Source organism: Pantoea cypripedii (assembly GCF_011395035.1).
Taxonomy (GTDB): Bacteria; Pseudomonadota; Gammaproteobacteria; order Enterobacterales; family Enterobacteriaceae; genus Pantoea; species Pantoea cypripedii_A.
In genome coordinates this window covers 2,824,633-2,845,987 of the sequence record NZ_CP024768.1, presented here as the reverse complement: position 1 = coordinate 2,845,987, position 21,355 = coordinate 2,824,633, and the positions used below count along the sequence as shown (strand labels likewise).

The window sequence follows — 21,355 nt, the reverse complement described above, 5'->3', positions numbered from 1 at the left end:
CTGCGCTTAGTGAGGAACATAAGGCAAGTTTAGCGTGATTTGCAGGCCACCTAAATCAGAGAGATCTGCACTGATGCTGCCGCCATGCGCTTCTGCAATATTTTTGCAGATGGCCAGACCGAGGCCCGAGCCGCCGCTGGCGCGGTTGCGCGAGCTTTCAGCACGGAAAAAGCGCTCAAAAAGCTGAGCCTGATGGGCCGGATCGACCCCGGGTGCGCTGTCAGCAAAGCACAGCTGCCAGTTATCGCCGGTGTTTTTCATGGTCAGACGTACCTGACCACCCGCATCGGTATAGCGCAGGCTGTTTTCCAGCAGATTGGTGAACAGCTGCATCAGCCGATCCGGATCGCCGAAACTCGCCGCTTCAGCAGGCAGCGACAGCTGCAAAGCCAGCTGGCGGCTGCGATAGCGCTCAGCAAAACTGCCTGCCACCACTTCCAGCAGATGCACCAAATCCACTGCCTGCTTGCGATAGGCGAGGGCACCCGCATCCGACAGCGACAGCTGGTGCAGATCATCCACCAGCTTGGTCAGCACCACCACTTCGCTTTGCAGCGAGGTAATGGCCTCCGGCGTCAGTTTGCGCACGCCATCCTGCATCGCTTCCAGTTCGCCTCGCAAAATCGCCAGCGGTGTCCGCAGTTCGTGGGAAATATCCGCCATAAAGGCGCGGCGATTGCTCTCATTTTTTTCCAGTGAACTGGCGAGCAGATTGAAGTCACGCGCCAGCTGACCGAGTTCGTCACTGCTGCCCACCTCAACGCGGGTGGCGAAATCGCCTGCCGCCAGATGATGGGTGCCATCCACCAGCCGTTTCACCGGGGCCAGCAAACCACGCGCCATCAGCCAGGTCGCCAGCGCCGCCATCAGCGCGGTAAACGCCACAATCATCCAGCTGGTACGGCGTTGTTGCTGGTCAAAATTGATATCCGTGCTGCGTGTCAGACGTTCCGCCGGGGAGCCAATGACCCAGCCGACGACTTTACCGTTGCTGGTGGTGATGTTACGGCGTGTGCCTTCCGGCGGCACTGGCGAGCGCGGACCGGACAGCACTTTGTACTGCTGGTCGATAATCCAGAACTGGGTACGCCAGCCGTGCGGTGGCAGCTGATTTTCGCTGCCAGGGTTCTGCTCCAGCGAACGCAGGATGGTAAAAATCAGGCGGTCATTGTTGCGCAGGAAATCCCAGTTGCCGTGCTGCTCGTATTGATCGGCCAGGGCATCGCTCAGCAGCGTCAGACGTTGTTCGTTCCCTTTGCGGATGTAATCAACAAAGCCGTGTTCAAAGCTGAGCCGGACTCCCCAGTGCATGATGATGATCACCAACATGCAGGTGGAAAAAATGGCCATAAACAGCTTGGGACCGATCCCGAGTTTGACTGGGCGCTTCATCCTTCACTCCTTTTGCGTCGCAAATCGACGTTTTTGCTCACATCTTTCGGCACGCGCCAGAACACCAGCGCAGGCAGGATAATCACCAGCGCCATGCACAGGTAGGAGTAGATAAAGGTTTGATGGGCCGCCGCGCTATTCACCACCGCGCCATGACCGAAAGCACCGAGCAACAGACCGGCCACCGTCACCCCGATACTGGTGGAGAGCTGCATAATCATCGACAGCAAACTGTTGCCGCTGGATGCCAAATCGTCCGGCAGCTCTTTCAGCGTCAGGGTGTTCATGGAGGAGAAGCGGATAGCGTTGACCATGCCCTGAAGTAACAACACCACCGGCAACAGCCAGGTCCAGCCGAGCAGCGCCACCGCCGGAAACAGCAGCACCACCAGCGCCAGGGCGCAGGTACCGCCAACCAGCGCGTTGCGATAGCCAAACATATTGACGATCCTGACCACGACGCGTTTGATCCCCATATTGCCCAGTACCATCGGGATCATCATCAGGCCAGCATGAAACGGGCTAAACCCGAGGCCAACTTGCAGGAAAATCGGCGTCATAAACGGCAACATGCCGCTGCCGATGCGGCCAGTAAAGCTGCCGAGCAGGCCGATGGAATAGATGCGGTTATCGAATAATTTCAGGCTGAACAACGCGTTGTCGTTGTTGCGACCATGCATCAGGTAGAACAGCAGAGAAAATACGCCAACCAGGATCAGCAGGCCGAGCAGCAGCGAGGAGCCACCGGAGCTGCGCTGCCCATCCAGCGCCAGCGTCAGGGTCGCCATGCCGACGGCCAGCAGGCCAAAGCCGAGAAAATCGAAACGTCGGGTTTGCATGGTGTAGTTGGGCATGATGGTCAGAGTGGCGATTGCGCCGATAATGCCCACCGGGATGTTAATCAGGAAGATCCAGTGCCAGCTGGCGTATTGCACCAGGATACCGCCGAGCGCCGGGCCGAGCAGTGGGCCAACCTGGCCGGGCAGGGTGACAAACGTCATTGCCGACATGTACTGCTCGCGCGGGACAATTTTCATCACCGTTAAGCGCCCGACCGGCACCATCATCGCGCCGCCCACTCCCTGAATCACCCGCGCCAGGATCAGTTGATCCAGCGAGGAGGAGAAAGCGCAAAATATCGAGCCGATGCTGAATAACACGATGGCGGTGAAGAAGATATTGCGCACGCCAAAGCGGTCCGCCAGCCAGCCGCTCAGGGGTAACGTGACAGCCACCGTCAGGACATAGGACACAATCACCGAATGCATATGCAGCGGGCTGACATTAAGGTCACGCGCCATCGACGGGATCGCGGTGTTGACGATAGTGGTATCCAGCGACTGCATAAAAAAGCCAAAAGCGACAATCCATAGCTGCCAACGCACCGTCGCGTTCTGAGTGGTCATGGTCTCTTCATCCCGTCAATTCTCCTGAATATTGATCAATACCGGACGCTTCCTGCGCCGCAGCTTATCCATCATCAGATACACCACCGGGGTGGTGTAGAGCGTCAGCAGCTGGCTCATCACCAGGCCACCGGCGATCGTGATACCCAGCGGCTGACGCAGTTCCGCGCCGTCACCGCTGGTCAGCACCAGCGGCAGCGCACCAAACAGCGCCGCCAGCGTCGTCATCATGATCGGGCGGAAGCGCAGCTGACAGGCCTGAAAGATCGCTTCGCGCGCCGTCAGGTTGCCGTTACGTTCTGCTTCCAGTGCAAAATCGACCATCATGATGGCGTTTTTCTTCACGATGCCTATCAGCAGCAGAATGCCGATCAGTGCGATCAGGCTGAACGGCGTATTAAATAACTCCAGTGCCAGCAGCGCGCCGACCCCGGCTGAGGGCAGGGTGGAGAGAATGGTCAGCGGATGGACGTAACTCTCATACAAAATCCCCAGCACGATATACACCGCCGCAATCGCCGCCAGAATCAGGTACAGCTGGCTGGATTGGGACTGCTGAAAGACCTGCGCGGTGCCAGCAAAACTGCCGCGGACGCTGGTGGGCACCCCGAGTGCCGTCATGGTGCGGTCAATAGCATCCGACGCCTGGGATAACGATACCCCTTCCGGCAGGTTGAATGAGATAGTCGAAGCGGCCGATAAACCCTGATGGTTAACGGACAGCGGCGCGTTGGCCGGTTGCCACTGAGCAAACCAGCTCAGAGGGATGGCTTTGCCGTCACTGTTGATCACGAACATCTGGTCCAGCGCACTGATATCCTGGGTGTAGCGTGGATCGACTTCCATTACCACTTTGTACTGATTCAGCGGCTGATAAATGGTGGAAATCTGGCGCTGACCAAAAGCGTTATTCAGCAGTGCGTTGGCGGCTGAAACATCGATCCCCAACCGCGCCATGCTGTCGCGGTCATAGGTGAGCGCCATTTCGCTGCCTTTATCCTGTTGATCCGAGTTAACGTCGGCCAGCTCCGGCAAACTGGAAAATGCCTGACGGATCTGGGGTTCCCAGGTGCGCAGATCCGTCAGATTGTCGGACAGCAGGCTGTACTGGTAACTGGCGTTGGATTCACGCCCACCGATGCGAATATCCTGCACCGCGTTGAGGTAGAGGTTGGCACCCGGCTCCTTCGCCAGTTTGATGCGCAGGCGCGCAATCACCTGCTGCGCATTTTCGCTGCGCTCGGATAAGGGTTTGAGTGAGATAAACATCGAACCGCTGTTGGTACGCGAACCGCCGGTAAAGCCGGTGACGTTATCCACCGCCGGATCGGCTTTGATGATGTTCATAAAATCCTGCAATTTGCCGCGCATCGCCTGGAAGGAGATGCTCTGATCGGCGGAAATAAAGCCAGTCAGCCGCCCGGTATCCTGTTCTGGCATAAAGGTTTTGGGGATGGAGATAAACAGCCAGATGGTCAGACCGACGGTGGCTAATAAGACCAGCAATACCCAACGGGCATGATCCAGTACCCAGCCCAGCGAGCGACCATAGCCCTGTTGCACCGCCATCAGCAGTCGTCCGGCCCCTCGTAAACGCGGTTGCGCGTGCCGAGCCTGCGGCTTGAGCAGATAAGCGCACATCATCGGCGTCAGGGTGATGGAGATAAACAGCGAAATCAGGATCGCCACTGACAGCGTGATGGCGAACTCGGAGAAGAAACGTCCAATCAGGCCGCCAAGCATCAGCAGCGGCAGGAACACCGCAATCAGCGACAGGCTCATCGACAGCACGGTAAAGCCAACCTCGCGCACACCCTGTAAGGCAGCCTGCAAGGGTTTCATGCCGGCTTCGACATGGCGCGCAATGTTCTCCAGCACCACGATGGCATCATCCACCACAAAGCCCGTGGCGATGGTCAGCGCCATCAGTGACAGGTTATTCAGGCTGAAGCCACACAGATACATGGCGGCGAAAGTACCAATCAGCGAAACCGGCACGGCTGCTGCGGGGATCAACGTGGCACGGCCATCGCGCAGGAAGAAAAATACCACCAGAATGACCAATGCCACGGCAATGATCAGCGACTGCTCCACCTCATGCAGCGAGGCGCGAATAGTGGGCGAACGATCCTGAGCGACCTGTAAATCAATGGATGCGGGGATGACATCATGCAACTCCGGCAGTTCGGCGCGGATGCGATCCACCGTATCGATAATGTTGGCATCCGGTGATTTACGGATAATCAGCAACACCGCGGGTTTACCATTGGTCATCCCGGCGTTACGCACGTCCTGCACCGAGTCCTGCACGTTCGCCACATCACTCAGCCTGACGGCTGCGCCGTTGTTGTAGTGCACCACCAGCGGCTGGTAATCGCTGGCGGTTTGCAGTTCATCGTTAGTGCGGAGTTGCCAGCGCAGTTGCTGATCGTCAATCGCGCCTTGCGGGCGGCGCTGATTGGCGTTGGCAATGGCGGTGCGTACTGCGTCCAGTGACACTCCCTGATTAAACAGCGCCTGCGGATTGAGATCGACACGCACCGCCGGTAACGAACTTCCCCCAACGGTGACATCGCCCACCCCATCAATCTGCGACAGTTTCTGCGCCAGCTGAGTTGAGGCGTAATCATACAGCTGACCGGGATTATAAATGTCCGAGGTCAGCGTCAGAATCATGATCGGCGCGTCGGACGGGTTAGCTTTGCGGTAAGTCGGACGGCTCGGCATACCCGTCGGCAACAGGCTTTGTGCGGCATTGATCGCCGCCTGTACATCACGCGCAGCACCGTTGATATCACGGTCAAAATCAAACACCAGAATAATACGGGTGCTGCCGAGCGAACTGGTGGAGGTCATCTCACTCACCCCGGCGATACGCCCCAGCGAGCGCTCCAGCGGGGTCGCCACCGATGACGCCATGGTTTCCGGCGAGGCACCGGGCAGTGAGGCGGAAATCACGATCACCGGAAAATCCACCTGCGGCAGTGGCGCGACCGGCAACAAGCGGAAGCCGAGAATGCCCGCCAGCGCAATCGCCAGTGTCAGCAACGTCGTGGCGACAGGCCGGTGGATAAACAGGGAGAAAAACTTCACGGTTGTGCCTCCGAACGGCGGAAGCGGCGGCGCGTAGCCTGTGCCAGACGGTCGAATAACAGGTAGATCACCGGCGTGGTGAACAGCGTCAGGATCTGGCTGAGGATCAGGCCACCGACCATGGCGATACCCAGCGGACGCCGCAGTTCAGCACCCGCCCCCTGGCTGAGCATCAGCGGCAGCGCGCCAAGCAGGGCCGCCAGGGTTGTCATCAGTATCGGGCGGAAACGCAGCAGGCAGGCCTGATAAATCGCCTCATAGGGTGCCATCCCCTGTTCACGTTCGGCGGCCAGCGCGAAATCGATCATCATGATGGCGTTTTTCTTCACGATACCGATCAGCAGGATGATGCCGATGATGGCGACAATATCCAGCTCGTTACCGCTCAGCATCAGCGCCAGCAGCGCACCTACCCCGGCGGTGGGCAGCGTCGAGAGGATGGTGATGGGGTGAATAAAGCTTTCGTACAATACGCCGAGCACGATATACATCGCCACCACCGCCGCGATAATCAGCCACACCGTGCTGGTCAGCGCCGCCTCAAACGCCAGCGTGCTGCCCTGGAATTGCGTCATCATCTCCGCCGGCATCCCCACCTGATCTTCCGCCGCGCTGATGGCTTTTACCGCTTCACCGAGGGAATAGCCCTCGGCGACGTTAAACGAGAAAGTCGCCGACGGGAACTGGTCAAGATGGTTGATACTCAACGCCGCGTGGCGTTCTTCCACTCCGGCAATGGCGCTCAGCGGTACGCTGCCGCCATCGGTGCTGGTGAGACGAATACCGTCCAGGCTGGCAAGGCCAGGCGTGGCGTCGTTGTTTTGTTCCAGCACCACGCGATACTGATTTGCCTGAGTGTAGATAGTGGAAATCAGGCGCTGACCAAAGGCGTTGTACAGCGCGTTATCGACATCTGCCATGGTGATACCGAGTCGGCTGGCGCTGTCGCGATCGACGCGGATAAAGGCTTCCAGCCCCTGGTCCTGCCAGTCACTGCTGACGTCACGTAATTCAGGCAGGGTATTGAGCTGGTTGAGCAGCGCGGGAACCCAGGTACTGAGCGACTCCAGCGAACCCGATTGCAGCGTGAACTGGTAAGGGGTGCGGCTGGCCTGGGTATCGATGGTGAGATCCTGCACCGGCTGCAACCACAGTGAGACCCCTGGCACCTGCGCCACTGCGGCCTGTAGCCTTTTTTGCACCGCCGGGATGCGGTCAGCGCGCTCGGACAGCGGTTTCAGGTTGATTTGCAGCCGGGCGCTGTTGAGGGCGGCATTGGTGCCATCAACTCCAACAAATGATGTCAGGCTTTGTACTGCCGGATCTTTCATCACAATCGACGCCACATCACGCGTGCGCTGCGCCATGCTGGCATAGGAGACTGACTGCGGAGCCTGCAACGTGCCCTGGATAATGCCGTTGTCCTGCTGCGGAAAGAAGCCTTTGGGAATCATAACCCACAGCAGCACCGTGAGCAGCAGGGTGCCGAGCGCCACCGACAGCGTCAGCCACGGATGGCGGAGGACCTGTGTCAGCCAGCGACCGTAACCGGCGATGATGCGGTCAAACATCGCTTCGCTGGCGCGGGAAAAACGGTTCTGTTTGCGCAGCGATTCGACACTCAGCATGCGCGCGCACATCATCGGCGTCAGTGTCAGCGATACCACGGCGGAAATCAGGATCGCCACCGCGAGGGTAACGGCAAATTCGCGGAACAGGCGGCCAATCACATCGCCCATAAACAACAGCGGGATCAGCACCGCAATCAGCGAGAAGGTGAGGGAGATGATGGTAAAACCGATTTCACCCGCACCTTTTAGCGCGGCGGTGAGCGGTGTCTCACCTTTCTCCAGGTATCGGGAAATGTTCTCGATCACCACGATGGCATCATCCACCACGAAACCCGTGGCGATGGTCAGCGCCATCAGCGTCAGGTTGTTGATGGAGAAACCGAGGAAATACATCGCGGCAAAGGTGCCCACCAGCGACAAGGGTACGGCGACCGCCGGGATAATCGTCGCCGGGACGTTACGCAGAAACAGGTAGATGATCATCACCACCAGACCAATCGCCAGCATCAGCTCATGCTGGGTATCCGCAACCGAGGCGCGGATATTGGTGGTGCGGTCGGTCAGCAGTTGGACCTCAACCGACTTCGGTAGCGAAGCGGTGAGTGAGGGCAGCAGGGCGCGGATGTTGTCCGCGGTGGCGATGATGTTGGCCCCCGGCTGGCGTTGCACGTTAAGCACAATCGCGGGCTGCCGATTGGCCCAGGCACCGAGCCAGCTATTTTCCGCCCCTTGTTCAATGGTGGCGACATCGCCCAAACGTACCGGCGCACCGTTGTTGTAGCTGATGATAAGCCGCCGGTAATCCTCGGCGGATGTCATCTGATCGTTGGCGGACAAAGTGATCGAACGCGTTGGACCGTCCAGACTACCTTTGGCGGAATTGACGTTAGCATTGCTGATGGCGGTACGCACCGTTTCGCTGGTCAGCCCCAGCCCAGCCAACGCCTGGGCGTTCATTTGAACCCGCACGGCCGGGCGTTGCCCGCCCGAAAGGGTCACCAGCCCGACACCGGAAACCTGGGAGATTTTCTGCGCCACGCGCGTTTCCACCATATCCTGCACCTGAGTTAACGGCATGCTGGTGGTGGTAACGGCGAGGGTCATAATCGGCGGATCCGCCGGATTGACTTTACTGTAGACCGGCGGATTGGGCAGGTCGCTGGGGAGCAGATTGGTGGCGGAGTTGATCGCCGCCTGCACTTCCTGCTCGGCCACATCCAGCGCTAGCGAGAGCTGGAATTGCAGTGTGACCACCGAAGCGCCACCGGAGCTTTGCGAGGACATCTGCTTCAGCCCGGACATCTGACCGAACTGACGCTCCAGCGGTGCGGTAATTGAGGAGGTCACCACATCCGGGCTGGCTCCCGGATAGAGGGTGACCACCTGAATCGTCGGATAATCCACTTCCGGCAACGCTGACACCGGCAGGAAGCGATAACCGAGAATACCGGCCAGCAGGATGGCGATCATCAGCAGCGTGGTCGCCACCGGGCGCAGAATAAACAGGCGCGACGGACCGCCGCTGGCGTCGGGAGGCATCACCTGCATTATTGACGTTCTCCGCGTGCCAGTTGGGTGGCGCGCCGGTTAAGTGGCGTCGTGCTTTGCGGCGCGACAATCTCGACCTTCGCCCCTTCGGTTAAGCGATCCAGACCATCGGTCACCACACGATCACCTGCGGCCAGCCCGGCGCTAATCACCACTTTCTGGCTGTCCTGCAATCCGGCGGTGACCCGTTTTTTACTCACTTTGTTCTCGCTGTTCACCACCCAGACGAAATGGCCCTCGTTACTCATTTGCAACGCGGCGGTGGGGATCACCACCGCGTCCTGCAGGGTATCGACTTTCAGGCGCGCATTGACAAACTGGTTGGGGAAGAGCGCGTCATCCTCATTACTGAAGCGCGCCTTTAGCTTGATGGTGCCGGTGGTGACATCGATCTGGTTATCAATACTCAGCAGGGTGCCGGAGGTGAGCAGGGTTTTATTGCTGCGATCCCAGGCATCCACCACTAAGGGCTGGCCGCTTTGCTGTGCTTTGAGGATCTGGCTGATATTGTTCTCTGCCACGCTGAACACCACATCGATCGGATGGGTTTGCGTGATCACCACTAAGCCGGTGGTATCGCCGGAGGTGATGTAGTTACCGGCATCCACCTGTTTCAGGCCCACTCGCCCGGAGATCGGGGCGGTGATGCGGCTGTAGGTCAGGTTGAGCTGGGCGCTGGCGACGTTACCTTCATCGGCTTTGATGGTGCCGAGCGTTTCACTGACCAGTGAACGTTGGGTATCCAGCTCCTGCTGCGACACCAGCGCGGTCTTAGCCAGTTGTTCATAACGGGTTAAATCACGTCGTGCGTTAGCCAGCGTCGCCTGATCTTTTGCCAGTTGTCCCTGGGCCTGAATCAATGCCACCTGATACGGACGTGGGTCGATTTCCGCCAGCAGCGCCCCAGCCGCCACCTGCTGACCTTCGTTGAAATGCAGCGCCATCAGTTGGCCATCAACCCGGCTGCGTACCGTGACGGTGTTGGCGGCAGTGACGGTGCCCAGGCCACTCAGATAATGCGGTACGCTTTGCAATTCGGCGGTTGCGGCCTGTACGGGTGCCAGTGGACGGCCCCCGCCATTGGCGGCCCCGGCCCCGCGGCCATGATGGCGCTGGCCTTCGGCCTGGGGTTGTTTATTCGGTTCTGCCGGATGCTGCCACCAGTAGTAACCGCCGGCCAGCACAGCGACGATCGCCAGGGTGATGAGACTTTTTTTCCACAACGGATGTCGATTCTTCATGAATTGATGTGCTCTCCAGCGTAGTCGTTTCCCAAAATGCGCAACCCAACCAGCCGGAGCGCAAACCAAAGAATTGTAGTCGCCTGGCATGGGCAAAAATTGAAGGAATTAAGAATATCGTTCTGAGCCTGCTAATTATTCATATTCTGTACGAATTTATCAGGATTTTTTCATCAGCTGTTTTGGCCGCTTTGCTAAGCTCGGAAGCTATACCGTCTCGTTTCAATTAAGGAGAAATAAAATGAGTCAACAACCTACCCGTCAGCTTGGCGACAGTGGTATTGCAGTGCCGGTTCTCACCTTTGGAGGTAACGTCTTCGGCTGGACCGTTGATGAGAAGACTTCGTTTTCCCTGCTGGACGCGCTGGTTGAGAAGGGATTGTGGTTTATCGATACCGCCGATGTGTATTCACGCTGGGTTCCAGGAAATAAAGGCGGTGAGTCCGAAACCATCATCGGTAAATGGCTGAAAAACAGCGGTAAACGCGACAGTATCGTGCTGGCGACCAAAGTGGGCATGGAGCTGTCACCGGAAAAAACCGGACTGAAGCCACAATACATCCGCCAGGCGGTAGAAGATTCACTGCGCCGTCTGCAAACCGACTACATCGACCTGTATCAGGCACACCGTGACGATCAGGATACCCCGCTGGCCGAGACGCTGGCCGCGTTTGACTCGCTGATCAAAGAGGGCAAGGTGCGAGCCATCGGCGCTTCTAACTACACTGCCGATCGTTTGCAGGAAGCACTGAAGATCAGTGAGCAGCAGGGATTAGCACGATATGAAACTCTGCAACCAGAGTACAACCTTTATGATCGTCAGGGTTACGAAAGTGGCCTGGAACAGGTTGCGGTGGCGCATGGCCTGGGCGTGATTAACTATTATTCACTGGCGAGTGGCTTCCTCAGTGGAAAATATCGCAAAGCGGCAGATGCCAGCAAAAGTGCACGCGGCGAAGGCGTCATCGCTAAATATCTCAATCCTCGGGGCTTACGTATTCTCGAAGCGCTGGACGATGTTGCTGACTCACACGATGCGTCCCCAACCCAGGTCGCCCTGGCCTGGCAGATTGCGCGTCCGGGCATTACCGCGCCAATCGTCAGCGCCACGTCTCTGTCGCAGATTGATGAGCTGGTGAAAGCGACGCAGCTGACGTTAAGCAAGCAAGAGATTGAAGAGCTGTCTCGCGCCAGCGCCGTGTAATCGCTGAACCACAGCGGCGCGATTTATCGCGCCGCGACAATACGTTAGCTTCAGGACTGTCCCATTATTTTTTCCAGTCAAAAAATGCCATTTTCGGCAAAAGATTTTCATTCATAGATCAGTGTCACAATTGCGTTAAAAAACTGTCACTCTGCGGAACTCTGAGCACATATTTGCAAAAACGCCCCCCATCCCAGCACTATTCTCTGCTCGATCTTTCCAGTAACTCACAAAAGAATAATCATCATGAACAGAAAAAAAGCAGTGCAGCGCATTCCAGGCCGTCTGGCCGCAGGAACCATTATGTTTGCTCTGCTGAGTGCTTCTGCCGTGGCAGCGGATGCATTCAGCTACGATTCACCCTACATGTTCGGTGACTGGGGCGGTTACCGAACCCAACTGGAGAATGACGGCGTTAAGTTTGATGTTAACTACACCATGGAAAGTGCTTCTAACCTGGGTGGCGGTTACGATAAAAACACCTCAATGCGTTACAGCGACCAATGGGCGTTTGGCGTCAATTTAGACCTGGAAAAACTGCTCAACTGGCAGGATGCTGAATTCCAGATGACCATCACCGATCGTAATGGCCGAAACATTTCTGATCAGGTGGGTGACCCGCGTAGCGGCATGCTCTCCTCTGTACAGGAAGTTTATGGCCGTGGACAGACCTGGCGTTTAACGCAGTTCTGGTTACGTCAGGGATTGTTTAATGATGTGGTCGATATCAAAGCCGGTCGTGTCACGGTGGGTGAAGACTTCGACAACTTTGATAGCAAGTTCCAGAACCTGGCGTTCGGCAGCGGCCAGGCCGGTAACTGGCGCGGCGATCGTTGGTACAACTGGCCGGTTTCCCAGTGGGGCGGTCGTATCAAATTTAACATCACCCCGGAAGTGTTCTTCCAGGTGGGCTTCTATAACGATAACCCGAAAAACTACGATACCGGCAATGGCTTCCGTCTGGATATGGGCAATTCCTTAGGCAACATGGTGCCGGTGGAATTGGGCTGGAAACCGACCTTTGGTCCGGACAAACTGCCAGGTAATTACCGCATCGGTTATTACTACTCTTCCGTTGATGGCGATGTCTACGGCAGCTGGCGTAACGGCGGTTACCAGGATCAGGCCCATGCCTACGGCGGTTATGTGTTGTTACAACAACAGCTGACAGCACAGGGTGGCGATGCCAGCCGTGGACTCGGCGTGACCGTTCAGGCGGTAATGAACGACCACAAAACCTCGAAAACCGACAACTATCAATCCATCAGCTTTACCTGGAAAGGACCGTTTGATGCGCGTCCTGCCGATGAAATTGGTATTGGCGCGGCACGCATCCACGTCAACAGCTCTTACACCACGGCATTACGCCAGCAGAATGCGGCTAACGGTGAGACGGACTACAACAGCCCGACTTATCTGCCGATTCAGGATGGTTCAGAATACAACTATGAAATCTACTACAACGCTCAGCTGACCAAATGGCTCCAGCTGCGTCCGAACCTGCAATACGTAACGGCTCCGGGTGCAGTGAGCGAAGTGAAAGATGCGTTTATTGGTGGTATCGCGGCAAATATCAGTTTCTAAGCAGAAACTGTTTAACCAGGCGTCCTGCGGGACGCCTTTTTTCTATCTACGGTATCGGCCTGGTCGGCATAAATGCCGCCCCTACACATGTAGGGTGCGAATTTATTCGCACCTGGGATTATCATTCGACTCAGGCGAACATAATTTCAGCCCAGCGTGCCAGCCCGGCGGTAACCGAGCCAAAATCATCGCCGCTGGCGATGGGGGTATCCGGCAGTGCCTGTTGCAGCGCCGCGCGCAGAATGGGGGAACGCGCGCTTCCTCCGGTCAGATAGATCACCTCAGGTTTGGTGGCGCAGGTCGCCAGTGCCAGATGCACCTGCTCCAGAATCCGCTCCAGCGGCTGATTGATCGCCTCTTCCAGTTGGCTGGTGCTGGTTTCCGCCTGCAACGGTGAGGCAATAAATGCCAGCGAAGCGGAGGTGATCGGCTGATCAGACAGGGCGATTTTGCTTTCCTCTGCCGCACGCACCAGGCGATAACTCAGTTTTTGCTGCCACACTTTCAGCAGGTGAGAGACCTGGTCGGGATTCTGGGCATCGCGTATCAAATCACGCAATAGCTTGCCGCAGGCGGCTGAGTAGAACTCGCTTTGTGCCGGAACATCGTTGATCGCTACCGCGTTCCACCACGGCAGGGCGGGTAACGCAATGCCTTTTTGCGTGCTGCCGCCAAGACCGAGCAGAGGCATCAGGGTTTTAAATGCCAGCATGATATCCAGATCGTTCCCCCCGACGCGGCAACCGCTGTGACCGAGTAAACTGGCACGACGATCGGCTTTATTGCGCCACTCAGGTCCCATCAACAGCATCGAACAGTCAGTGGTGCCGCCGCCGATATCGACCACCAGCACGCGCGTCTCTTTCGTCAGTGTGGCTTCAAAATCAAGGCCAGCAGCGACCGGTTCAAACTGGAATTCGACATCGCGGAACCCGGCGCGTTTTGCGGCTCGCAGCAGAATGCCCTGTGCCTGCTCATTCGCCTCATCACCGCCCAGACCCTGAAAGTTGATAGGGCGACCGATCACCGCCTGTTCAATCGGTTGATCCAGCTGGCTTTCACCCTGCTGACGAATATGCAGCATCATGGCGCACACCAAATCTTCAAACAGCGCGATCTGTTGTGGTTTCAGGCCGCTGGCCCCGAGAAAGGATTTTGGCGATTTAACAAACCATACTTCTTCCGGGTCGACCATATAGTTCTGCAACGCGGTGAGCCCGAACTGCACGCTGCCTGGCGTGACGTCAATGTCTTCTTCGCGGTTAAAACGCAACGCGCGTTGCAACAAGGCCTGACCTTCGTTATCCGGGGTCGGTACCTGGTGATGGCGATACAGCCATTCGCTAATGGCTTCGCGGGTCGGGGCACAAATCATGGAGGGAAGCAGGCGCTGACCATTCTCCAGCGTAAGCAGTCGTGGTTCGCCCCGATCGCTGACTGCGATGGAACAGTTGGCTGTGCCGTAATCGAATCCGATAAACATCATTTCCCCCATGCCTGAAAAAAGGGGGCGACTTTAGCGCAGCTCAGGCGGGCAGGCAAGGCAGATTACATCTGTATTTCCTGATAAACGTGATACTGACCACGTCCGGCATGTTTGGCGCTATAACAGGCGACATCCGCTTGTGACATCACCAGGTTGCTGATGCAGTTATGCTCGTCAATTTGCGTCATACCCGCACTGGCACCGACCTGGTAAACATTCTCCATCCACATAAAGCGGTATTGATTCACCGCCGTGACCAGACGATGCACCACATCCCGCACCTGGTCCACCTCGCAGTCCGGCAGCAGCAGCCCAAACTCATCCCCCCCGAGGCGGGCGAGGAAATCACTGCTGCGTAAATGATGCTGCATCAGTTCACCCAACTCGCGCAGCAACGCGTCTCCGGCCGCATGGCCTGCGGTATCATTCACCGCTTTAAATTTATCGAGGTCGATAAACACCAGAACGTGTTGATGCTGATTCACCGTGGCATCACTCAGCAGACGTTTCAGTTGTTGTTCAAAGCTGAGGCGATTGGGGAGACGCGTCAGCATATCGTGTGAAGCGCTGTAACTAAGACGCTTCATCATTTTACGTGATTCGCTAACGTCCTGGATGACCATCACCGCGCCAATATTTTCGCCGGTCAGGGTTTTCAATGGGGTGATGCTGTAATGGATTTCGAACACGCCACCGTCGGCGGTATGCAGCACCAGCTCCTCTTCCAGGCCTGGCGTGGTTTTTTCCCCCGGTAACTGGCACAGCAGCAAATTGTCCAGACGAGGACCACTGGCTCCACGGGTGATATTGAGCAAGCCGGATATTGGCAGCCCTGCAGCGGCATCCTGTGTCCAGCCGGTCATCATTTCCGCCACCGGGTTCATAAAGGTGACGCACATGTCGTCATTGGTGCTGATCACTGCCTCACCGATAGAATCGAGGGTGATGGCCATGCGCTCTTTTTCCTGAAATAACGCATCGTTGAGGGTGCGCAGATGGGTGATATCCTGGCTGATACCGAGCATGCGTTCGATTTGCCCATCCTGGCTGAGGATGCGGTTAGCTTCGGTGCGCACATAACGAATGCCATCCGGCAGGTTGATACGATATTCCATATGAAAAGCGCTGCGCCGCTCAATGGCTTCCTGAACCGTAAGCGCGGCGTACTCCTGCTCTGATGGGTGCACGCGCTGCATCCACAGGTCGTAGGTCGGTATTTCATGGGCAGCCAGGCCGTACAATTCATGCATGCGCTTATCCCACATCAGTTCGCCTGTCAGCAGGTTCCACTCCCATACGCCGATACCACCGGCTTCATTTGCCAGGGTGATACGTTCCATCAGCCGACGGTTAACCTGCTCGCTCTGCTTCAGCTCGGAGATATCGACAATCTGCGAAATGAAGTACAACGGTAACTGCTGTGTATCCCGTACCATTGATACCGTCAGTCGCGCCCAGACAATGTCGCCATCTTTGCGGAAATAGCGCTTCTCCAGGGTGTAAGTCATGATCTCTCCCTTTAGCAGACGTTGCAGTTGCTGCAGGTCGGTCTCAAGATCGTCGGGGTGGGTAATCTGCTGGAAGGTGAGTTTTTTTAACTCATCAGCCGGGAAGCCCAGCGTGCGACACAACGATTGGTTGACCTGCAACCAGCTGCCCTGAGGCGACACCAGCGCCATGCCGATGGCGGAATATTCCATCGCATTACGGAAGCGGGTTTCATTTTCGGAGATATGGTTTTTCTCGCGCTGAAAGGCATCCATGACCAGGGCCATCACGTGGCTTGGGATCAGCACCAGCAGGAAGGGGAGCCAGGTACCCGCCTGACCCAGCATGCGATCCTCGTGGCCGAGATTGACCAGACCAAACGCCAGCAGCAACGAAATAAAACTGGAGTTAAGCAGGAAAAGTAAGAAGGCTTCGAACTTCGGCAAGCGTATCGCGCACCAGAACAGAATCACCACAATAAAGGTGAAGGGCCACGGCAGATAGCGCAGGCTCAGGTAACTGGCGAGCAGGGTGACGGCCAGGGTGAAGACCGTTTCCAGACCGCGATGGCGTGCTACCGGGTTTTCCTGTTTACCTAATGGCCACAGCAGCAGTACCGGGCCGAGCGCCAGCATACCGATAATTTCGGAAATCACCCAGGTAGAGAAAAACGTCAGGGTGGCTTTACCATCGACATTCAGGAGCCACAGTGCCAGCACCCCACCCGCCAGTGGCGCCAGAATCCCGGCACACACCACGTAGCGTCCCCAGTCGAGTAGTGAATTCAGCGGGGCATTTCTGGCGAGCAGGGCGCGGAGCATCACACCGCCAATCAGCGCCTGTAGCACATTCAGTAAGGCAAATTTGAGGTTACTGAATGCCGGGCCAATCACCAGCAGGTTGGCCAGCGCAGTGCCAATCAGGCAACCCAGCAACAAAAGGGGCACGCGGGGGGCAGGGGCGCGAAACACCACAATGGTCATCAATGCGGTGGAGTACCACAGCGGCGAAATACGTCCGCTGACGATGATCAGCTCCAGACAAAACAGCGTTAGCAGAAACGCGATTACCCCCAGGTAGAGGGCGCTGAGCCAATATTTCTTTGAGCCATACTGCGAGGTCAATATGTCGAGGGTCATGCACGAATCCAGCAGCGCGCATTCGTAACACGACGAAAAATGCGCCAGTCATTCTCTACAGGCATGCTAGCACATCTGAAACAGATGTCTGCCGCCAATTCACTTTTGCCCCTTATTCAATACATTGACTGCCCTTTTGTTAACAAAGGGCAGTCAGGTTACTGACGAAAGAGGTCGGCGCGGGTGTAGGGTTTTTCCAGTCCGGCGAGATCAGCGGAAAAACGCTCAAGGAACTGCTGTGTGGTGGCGACGCGGCCATGGCTGACGAGTAACAGTGGTACCAAAAAAGCCACACCCATCTGAGGCAGACTGAATGCTTTTAGCGCGGTGTCGCGCTGGCTGAGCAGGAAGGCGCTGCTGAGGGTGAAACCGAGCGCCAGACCGGCGATCACTTCGCTGGGCGAATGTGCATGGATGGCCAGACGGGATAACCCGACCATCATCGGGATCAGATAACCGAGGCTGATGGTCGCGGTACGCCAGAAGCTGGACCAGCGGCCGGAAACCAGCCACATCATCACCGGCCAGAGCGTGGCGGACATCGCGCTATGGCCGCTAAAACCGGTAAAGTTAAATCGCGCGCTGCCAATGCCAAAGCCGAGAAACATTATTTTAGAAATGCTGACCAGCAAACCAGCAAGACCAAACGCCAACAGCCAATACCAGACGGTACGACGGTTGTCGCTTTTCCACGGCAGCACCAGTGCGATGATCACCGCAGTGGGGATCAGCAGCATACTGTCACCGAAATAGGTCAGGGTTTTCCAGCTCATACATCTCCTTTGGACTTACGATCGTTCAGGCACAACATTGCACGCAATATTGGCAGAAGAACAGTGTATCGATTAAGCGGCTTGCTGCAAAAGGGGATAATCTGAAAAGCCATGGGCTGCATTTCTCTGGCATCAAACCGGTGAAATACCTATAATCGCCGCAAACTTTACCCTCTCATTATCGGCCCGTCGAAGTTCCGACTTCAACAGGCTCCAGTTATCAGGTCTTAAAAAAGTATGACTGACAAGTCTCATCAGTGCGTGATCGTTGGCATTGCAGGTGCATCCGCATCCGGAAAAAGTCTTATTGCCAGCACGCTCTATCGTGAAATCCGTGACCAGGTCGGTGACGAGCATATCGGGGTGATCCCGGAAGATGCCTACTACAAAGATCAAAGCCACCTCACCATGGAAGAGAGGGTGAAAACCAATTATGACCATCCGAGCGCGATGGATCATGATTTGCTGCTGCAACATCTTCAGGCGCTGAAGGCCGGGCAGAACATCGAATTGCCGGTTTACAGCTATGTCGAGCATACCCGGACGACCGAGTGCATCCACCTGAAACCGAAGAAAGTGATTATCCTTGAAGGGATTTTGCTGCTGACTGATGCGCGTCTGCGTCAGGAAATGAATTTCTCCATTTTCGTCGATACCCCGCTGGATATCTGCCTGATGCGTCGTATGAAGCGTGACGTGAATGAGCGCGGCCGTTCGATGGATTCGGTGATGAGCCAGTATCAGAAGACGGTTCGCCCGATGTTCCTGCAATTCATCGAACCCTCCAAGCAGTACGCCGACATTATTGTGCCGCGCGGCGGGAAAAACCGTATTGCCATTGATATCCTCAAGGCAAAAATTAACCAGTTCTTCGAATAAACCGCGTCCGGATGGACGTGACGCGCAGAGGTTGTCACAACAGCGACAGCCTTTCGCTACACTTAAATCATGGAGTCACAGCGATGAGATTATGCGATCGCGATATAGAAACCTGGCTGGACAGCGGTAAGCTGGCGATCTCGCCACGTCCGCCGGTTGAGCGTATTAGTGGTGCCACCGTCGATGTGCGCCTGGGTAATCAGTTCCGCACGTTTCGCGGTCACACCGCGGCATTTATCGATTTAAGTGGTCCAAAGCATGAAGTGAGTGCTGCCCTGGACCGCGTAATGAGTGATGAAATTGTGCTGCCGGAAGGTGAAGCGTTCTTCCTGCATCCGGGAGAGCTGGCGCTGGCGGTGACGCTGGAGTCGGTGACGTTACCGGATGATCTGGTCGGCTGGCTGGATGGCCGCTCATCACTGGCCCGTCTGGGGTTGATGGTGCATGTGACGGCACACCGTATTGACCCAGGCTGGCAGGGGCGCATCGTGCTGGAGTTTTATAATTCCGGTAAGCTGCCGCTGGCACTGCGTCCCGGTATGCTGATTGGTGCCCTGAGTTTTGAGCCGCTTTCTGGCCCGGCGGCGCGTCCGTACAACCGTCGTGAAGATGCCAAATATCGGGGCCAGCAGGGTGCTGATGCCAGTCGTATCGACAAAGATTGATCGCCGGATATTGAGGATGTAATGAGAAGAGTGATAACCACGCTGGCCATCCTGTTAGTGGTGGTCGTAGCGGGAATGACAGCGCTGGTGTTGCTGGTGAATCCCAACGACTTTCGTACCTATATGGTACAACAGGTGGAACAACGTAGTGGTTATCGGCTTCAGGTCAGTGGCGATCTGCGCTGGCACGTCTGGCCGCAGCTGAGCATTCTGGCTGGCCGGATGAGTCTGACCGCGCCTGGGGCCACTCAGCCGGTGGTCATCGCGGAAAATATGCGTCTCGACGTTAACCTGTGGCCGTTACTCTCTCATCAGCTGAGCGTCAGCCAGGTGATGCTGAAAAATGCCATCATCCGCGTCACGCCCGATAGCGATGCACAAAAACCGACGGGAGCACCGGTAGGGCCGCGTGATGCCGAACCGGTCGCCAGCAACAATGGCTGGTCATTTGATATTGGTAAGCTGCGCCTGGTCGATAGTCTGTTGATTTGGCAGCAGCAGGGCGGTGACGAATACAACTTTCGCGCGCTGAATCTCAATCTGAGTCAGGATGCCAGCAAACAAGCCAGCATTGATCTCAGCACCCGTATTTCACGTAATCAGCGTAACCTGGTGGTCAGCCTCAAAGGGCAGCTTAACGCTGCACAATATCCCCATCGCCTGAGCGGACAGATTGATTCGCTGGATTACGCGCTGGATGGTGCCAATTTGCCGCCCCAGGGCATCAAAGGGACGCTGAGTGGTGAGGGTGAATGGAATAATGACCGTCAGCAGTTTGCGCTGGATAAACTGCAACTGAGTGCCAATGACAGCTCGCTCGATGGCAGCGCACAAGGGCGTATTTCGCTGCCGCAGCAACTCGCCCTGAAGCTGCATGCCTCAACGCTGAATCTCGATAATCTGATGGCCAGTGCCCCCGTCAGCGATAACAGTGCACCGCAGCATGCCAGCGTGATACGCACTCCGGTGATCGCCGAGCCGCGTGAGCGTGATAACAGCGATTCACCGCTGAATATGATGGACCTGTCACTCAATCTCAACGCTGATAAAGCGGTATGGCGTGGATTGACGCTCAGCAATCTGCAACTGGCCGCCAGCAACCAGCAAGGATTGATGACCCTGAGCCAGTTGCAGGGCAAGCTGGGCGACGGGCAGTTCTCGCTACCGGGAACGGTGGATATCCGTCGTCCGGTCACTGAGGTGACGCTACAACCGGAACTGTCCCAGGTGGCGATTGCGCCGCTGCTGAAGGCGTTTGAATTGCCGGAAGCGTTGCAGGGAACGGTGTCACTTCAGGGGGATTTAAGCGGCAGCGGTCTGAGCATCGATGATGCTAAGCAGAACTGGCAGGGGAGTGCGGAACTCACCGCTAATAACCTGCAACTGGCGCAGATCAATCTTCAGCAGATGGTGCGTCGTGCCGTGGATCGTATCAGCAATCGCGTCACCAACGACGCCAGCGACGACCAGAATATCCAGCAGCTGAGTGGCCGAATCAGCCTGAATCACGGCAACATCGTATTGCCTGATTTGCAGGGCGGCAGTAGCCATCTGGCTGTGCAGAGCCAGGGCAATATTAACCTGGTTAATCGTCAGCTGGATGTCACCATTAATATGATGCTGCGTGGCTGGAAAGGTGACGATAAGCTGGCTGCGGTGATGAATGAGCAGACTATCCCGCTGCGTATGTATGGCAAGTGGGATAATTTGCAATATTCGCTGCCGGTGGATCAGGTTCTGCGCCAGCAATTACAAAGCGAAGCGAAAAGCCGACTGGATCAATGGCTTGACCGGCAGCAGTCGCCCAAAGAAAAACCCTGATGTTGTAGCGGCGCGATTTATCGCGCATGTCTTTCCGCTGCGCCTATTCCCAAAGGCGCGCGATA

General features: G+C 56.6%; 13 protein-coding genes. 5 read left to right on the top strand and 8 right to left on the bottom strand.

Translation table 11 applies throughout. The features are described from left to right. Positions 1–6 precede the first annotated feature (6 nt). The 5 genes from baeS to CUN67_RS13275 are packed head-to-tail and all read right to left on the bottom strand — an operon-like array spanning position 7 to position 10,251. Positions 7–1,392, bottom strand: coding sequence for a two-component system sensor histidine kinase BaeS (gene baeS / locus CUN67_RS13295; RefSeq protein ID WP_208715802.1), 1,386 nt, complete (start codon positions 1,390–1,392; stop codon positions 7–9). Next, positions 1,389–2,798, bottom strand: coding sequence for a multidrug transporter subunit MdtD (gene mdtD, locus CUN67_RS13290; RefSeq protein ID WP_208715801.1), 1,410 nt, complete (start codon positions 2,796–2,798; stop codon positions 1,389–1,391). Before mdtD ends, baeS begins: the two co-directional genes overlap by 4 nt. Positions 2,799–2,813: 15 nt before the next feature. Next, positions 2,814–5,891, bottom strand: a complete 3,078-nt coding sequence (mdtC, locus tag CUN67_RS13285; protein ID WP_208715800.1) for a multidrug efflux RND transporter permease subunit MdtC — start codon at positions 5,889–5,891, stop codon at positions 2,814–2,816. Beyond that, a complete protein-coding gene (locus tag CUN67_RS13280) occupies positions 5,888–9,010 on the bottom strand; it encodes an MdtB/MuxB family multidrug efflux RND transporter permease subunit (protein WP_208715799.1) in 3,123 nt (1,040 codons plus the stop codon). The genes mdtC and CUN67_RS13280 overlap by 4 nt, the downstream gene beginning before the upstream one ends. After that, entirely contained in the window at positions 9,010–10,251 is a 1,242-nt protein-coding gene (locus tag CUN67_RS13275; protein WP_208715798.1) for an MdtA/MuxA family multidrug efflux RND transporter periplasmic adaptor subunit, read from the bottom strand. Before CUN67_RS13275 ends, CUN67_RS13280 begins: the two co-directional genes overlap by 1 nt. Positions 10,252–10,492: 241 nt before the next feature. Between CUN67_RS13275 and CUN67_RS13270 the strand changes: the two genes are divergently transcribed. After that, a complete protein-coding gene (locus CUN67_RS13270) occupies positions 10,493–11,455 on the top strand; it encodes an aldo/keto reductase (protein ID WP_208715797.1) in 963 nt (320 codons plus the stop codon). A 246-nt stretch (positions 11,456–11,701) separates the two neighbouring features. Further along, positions 11,702–13,039 carry a carbohydrate porin gene (locus tag CUN67_RS13265; protein WP_208715796.1) on the top strand — a complete coding sequence of 446 codons (1,338 nt, stop codon included), beginning with the start codon at positions 11,702–11,704 and terminating at the stop codon, positions 13,037–13,039. A gap of 130 nt (positions 13,040–13,169) precedes the next feature. Here CUN67_RS13265 and yegD read toward each other — a convergent pair whose 3' ends face one another. From yegD to CUN67_RS13250, 3 genes are all read right to left on the bottom strand, one after another. Further along, the gene (yegD, locus tag CUN67_RS13260; RefSeq protein WP_208717217.1) at positions 13,170–14,522 is read right to left on the bottom strand and encodes a molecular chaperone; all 1,353 of its coding nucleotides are present in this window, start codon (positions 14,520–14,522) and stop codon (positions 13,170–13,172) included. A gap of 65 nt (positions 14,523–14,587) precedes the next feature. Continuing rightward, a complete protein-coding gene (locus CUN67_RS13255) occupies positions 14,588–17,152 on the bottom strand; it encodes a diguanylate cyclase (protein WP_208715795.1) in 2,565 nt (854 codons plus the stop codon). A gap of 158 nt (positions 17,153–17,310) precedes the next feature. Further along, the gene (locus tag CUN67_RS13250; protein ID WP_208715794.1) at positions 17,311–17,925 is read right to left on the bottom strand and encodes a phosphatase PAP2 family protein; all 615 of its coding nucleotides are present in this window, start codon (positions 17,923–17,925) and stop codon (positions 17,311–17,313) included. Between the two features lie 237 nt (positions 17,926–18,162). On the opposite strand from CUN67_RS13250, the gene udk reads away from it, so the two are divergent. The 3 genes from udk to asmA all read left to right on the top strand — a co-directional run bounded on the left by udk (position 18,163) and on the right by asmA (position 21,290). Further along, entirely contained in the window at positions 18,163–18,804 is a 642-nt protein-coding gene (gene udk, locus CUN67_RS13245; RefSeq protein WP_084876008.1) for a uridine kinase, read from the top strand. An 83-nt stretch (positions 18,805–18,887) separates the two neighbouring features. Beyond that, positions 18,888–19,469: a dCTP deaminase gene (dcd, locus tag CUN67_RS13240; protein ID WP_208715793.1), complete on the top strand. Its 582-nt coding sequence runs from the start codon at positions 18,888–18,890 to the stop codon at positions 19,467–19,469. Between the two features lie 21 nt (positions 19,470–19,490). Then, on the top strand, positions 19,491–21,290 hold the full coding sequence (gene asmA / locus CUN67_RS13235) for an outer membrane assembly protein AsmA (protein WP_208715792.1): 1,800 nt from the start codon (positions 19,491–19,493) through the stop codon (positions 21,288–21,290). Positions 21,291–21,355: the final 65 nt, after the last annotated feature.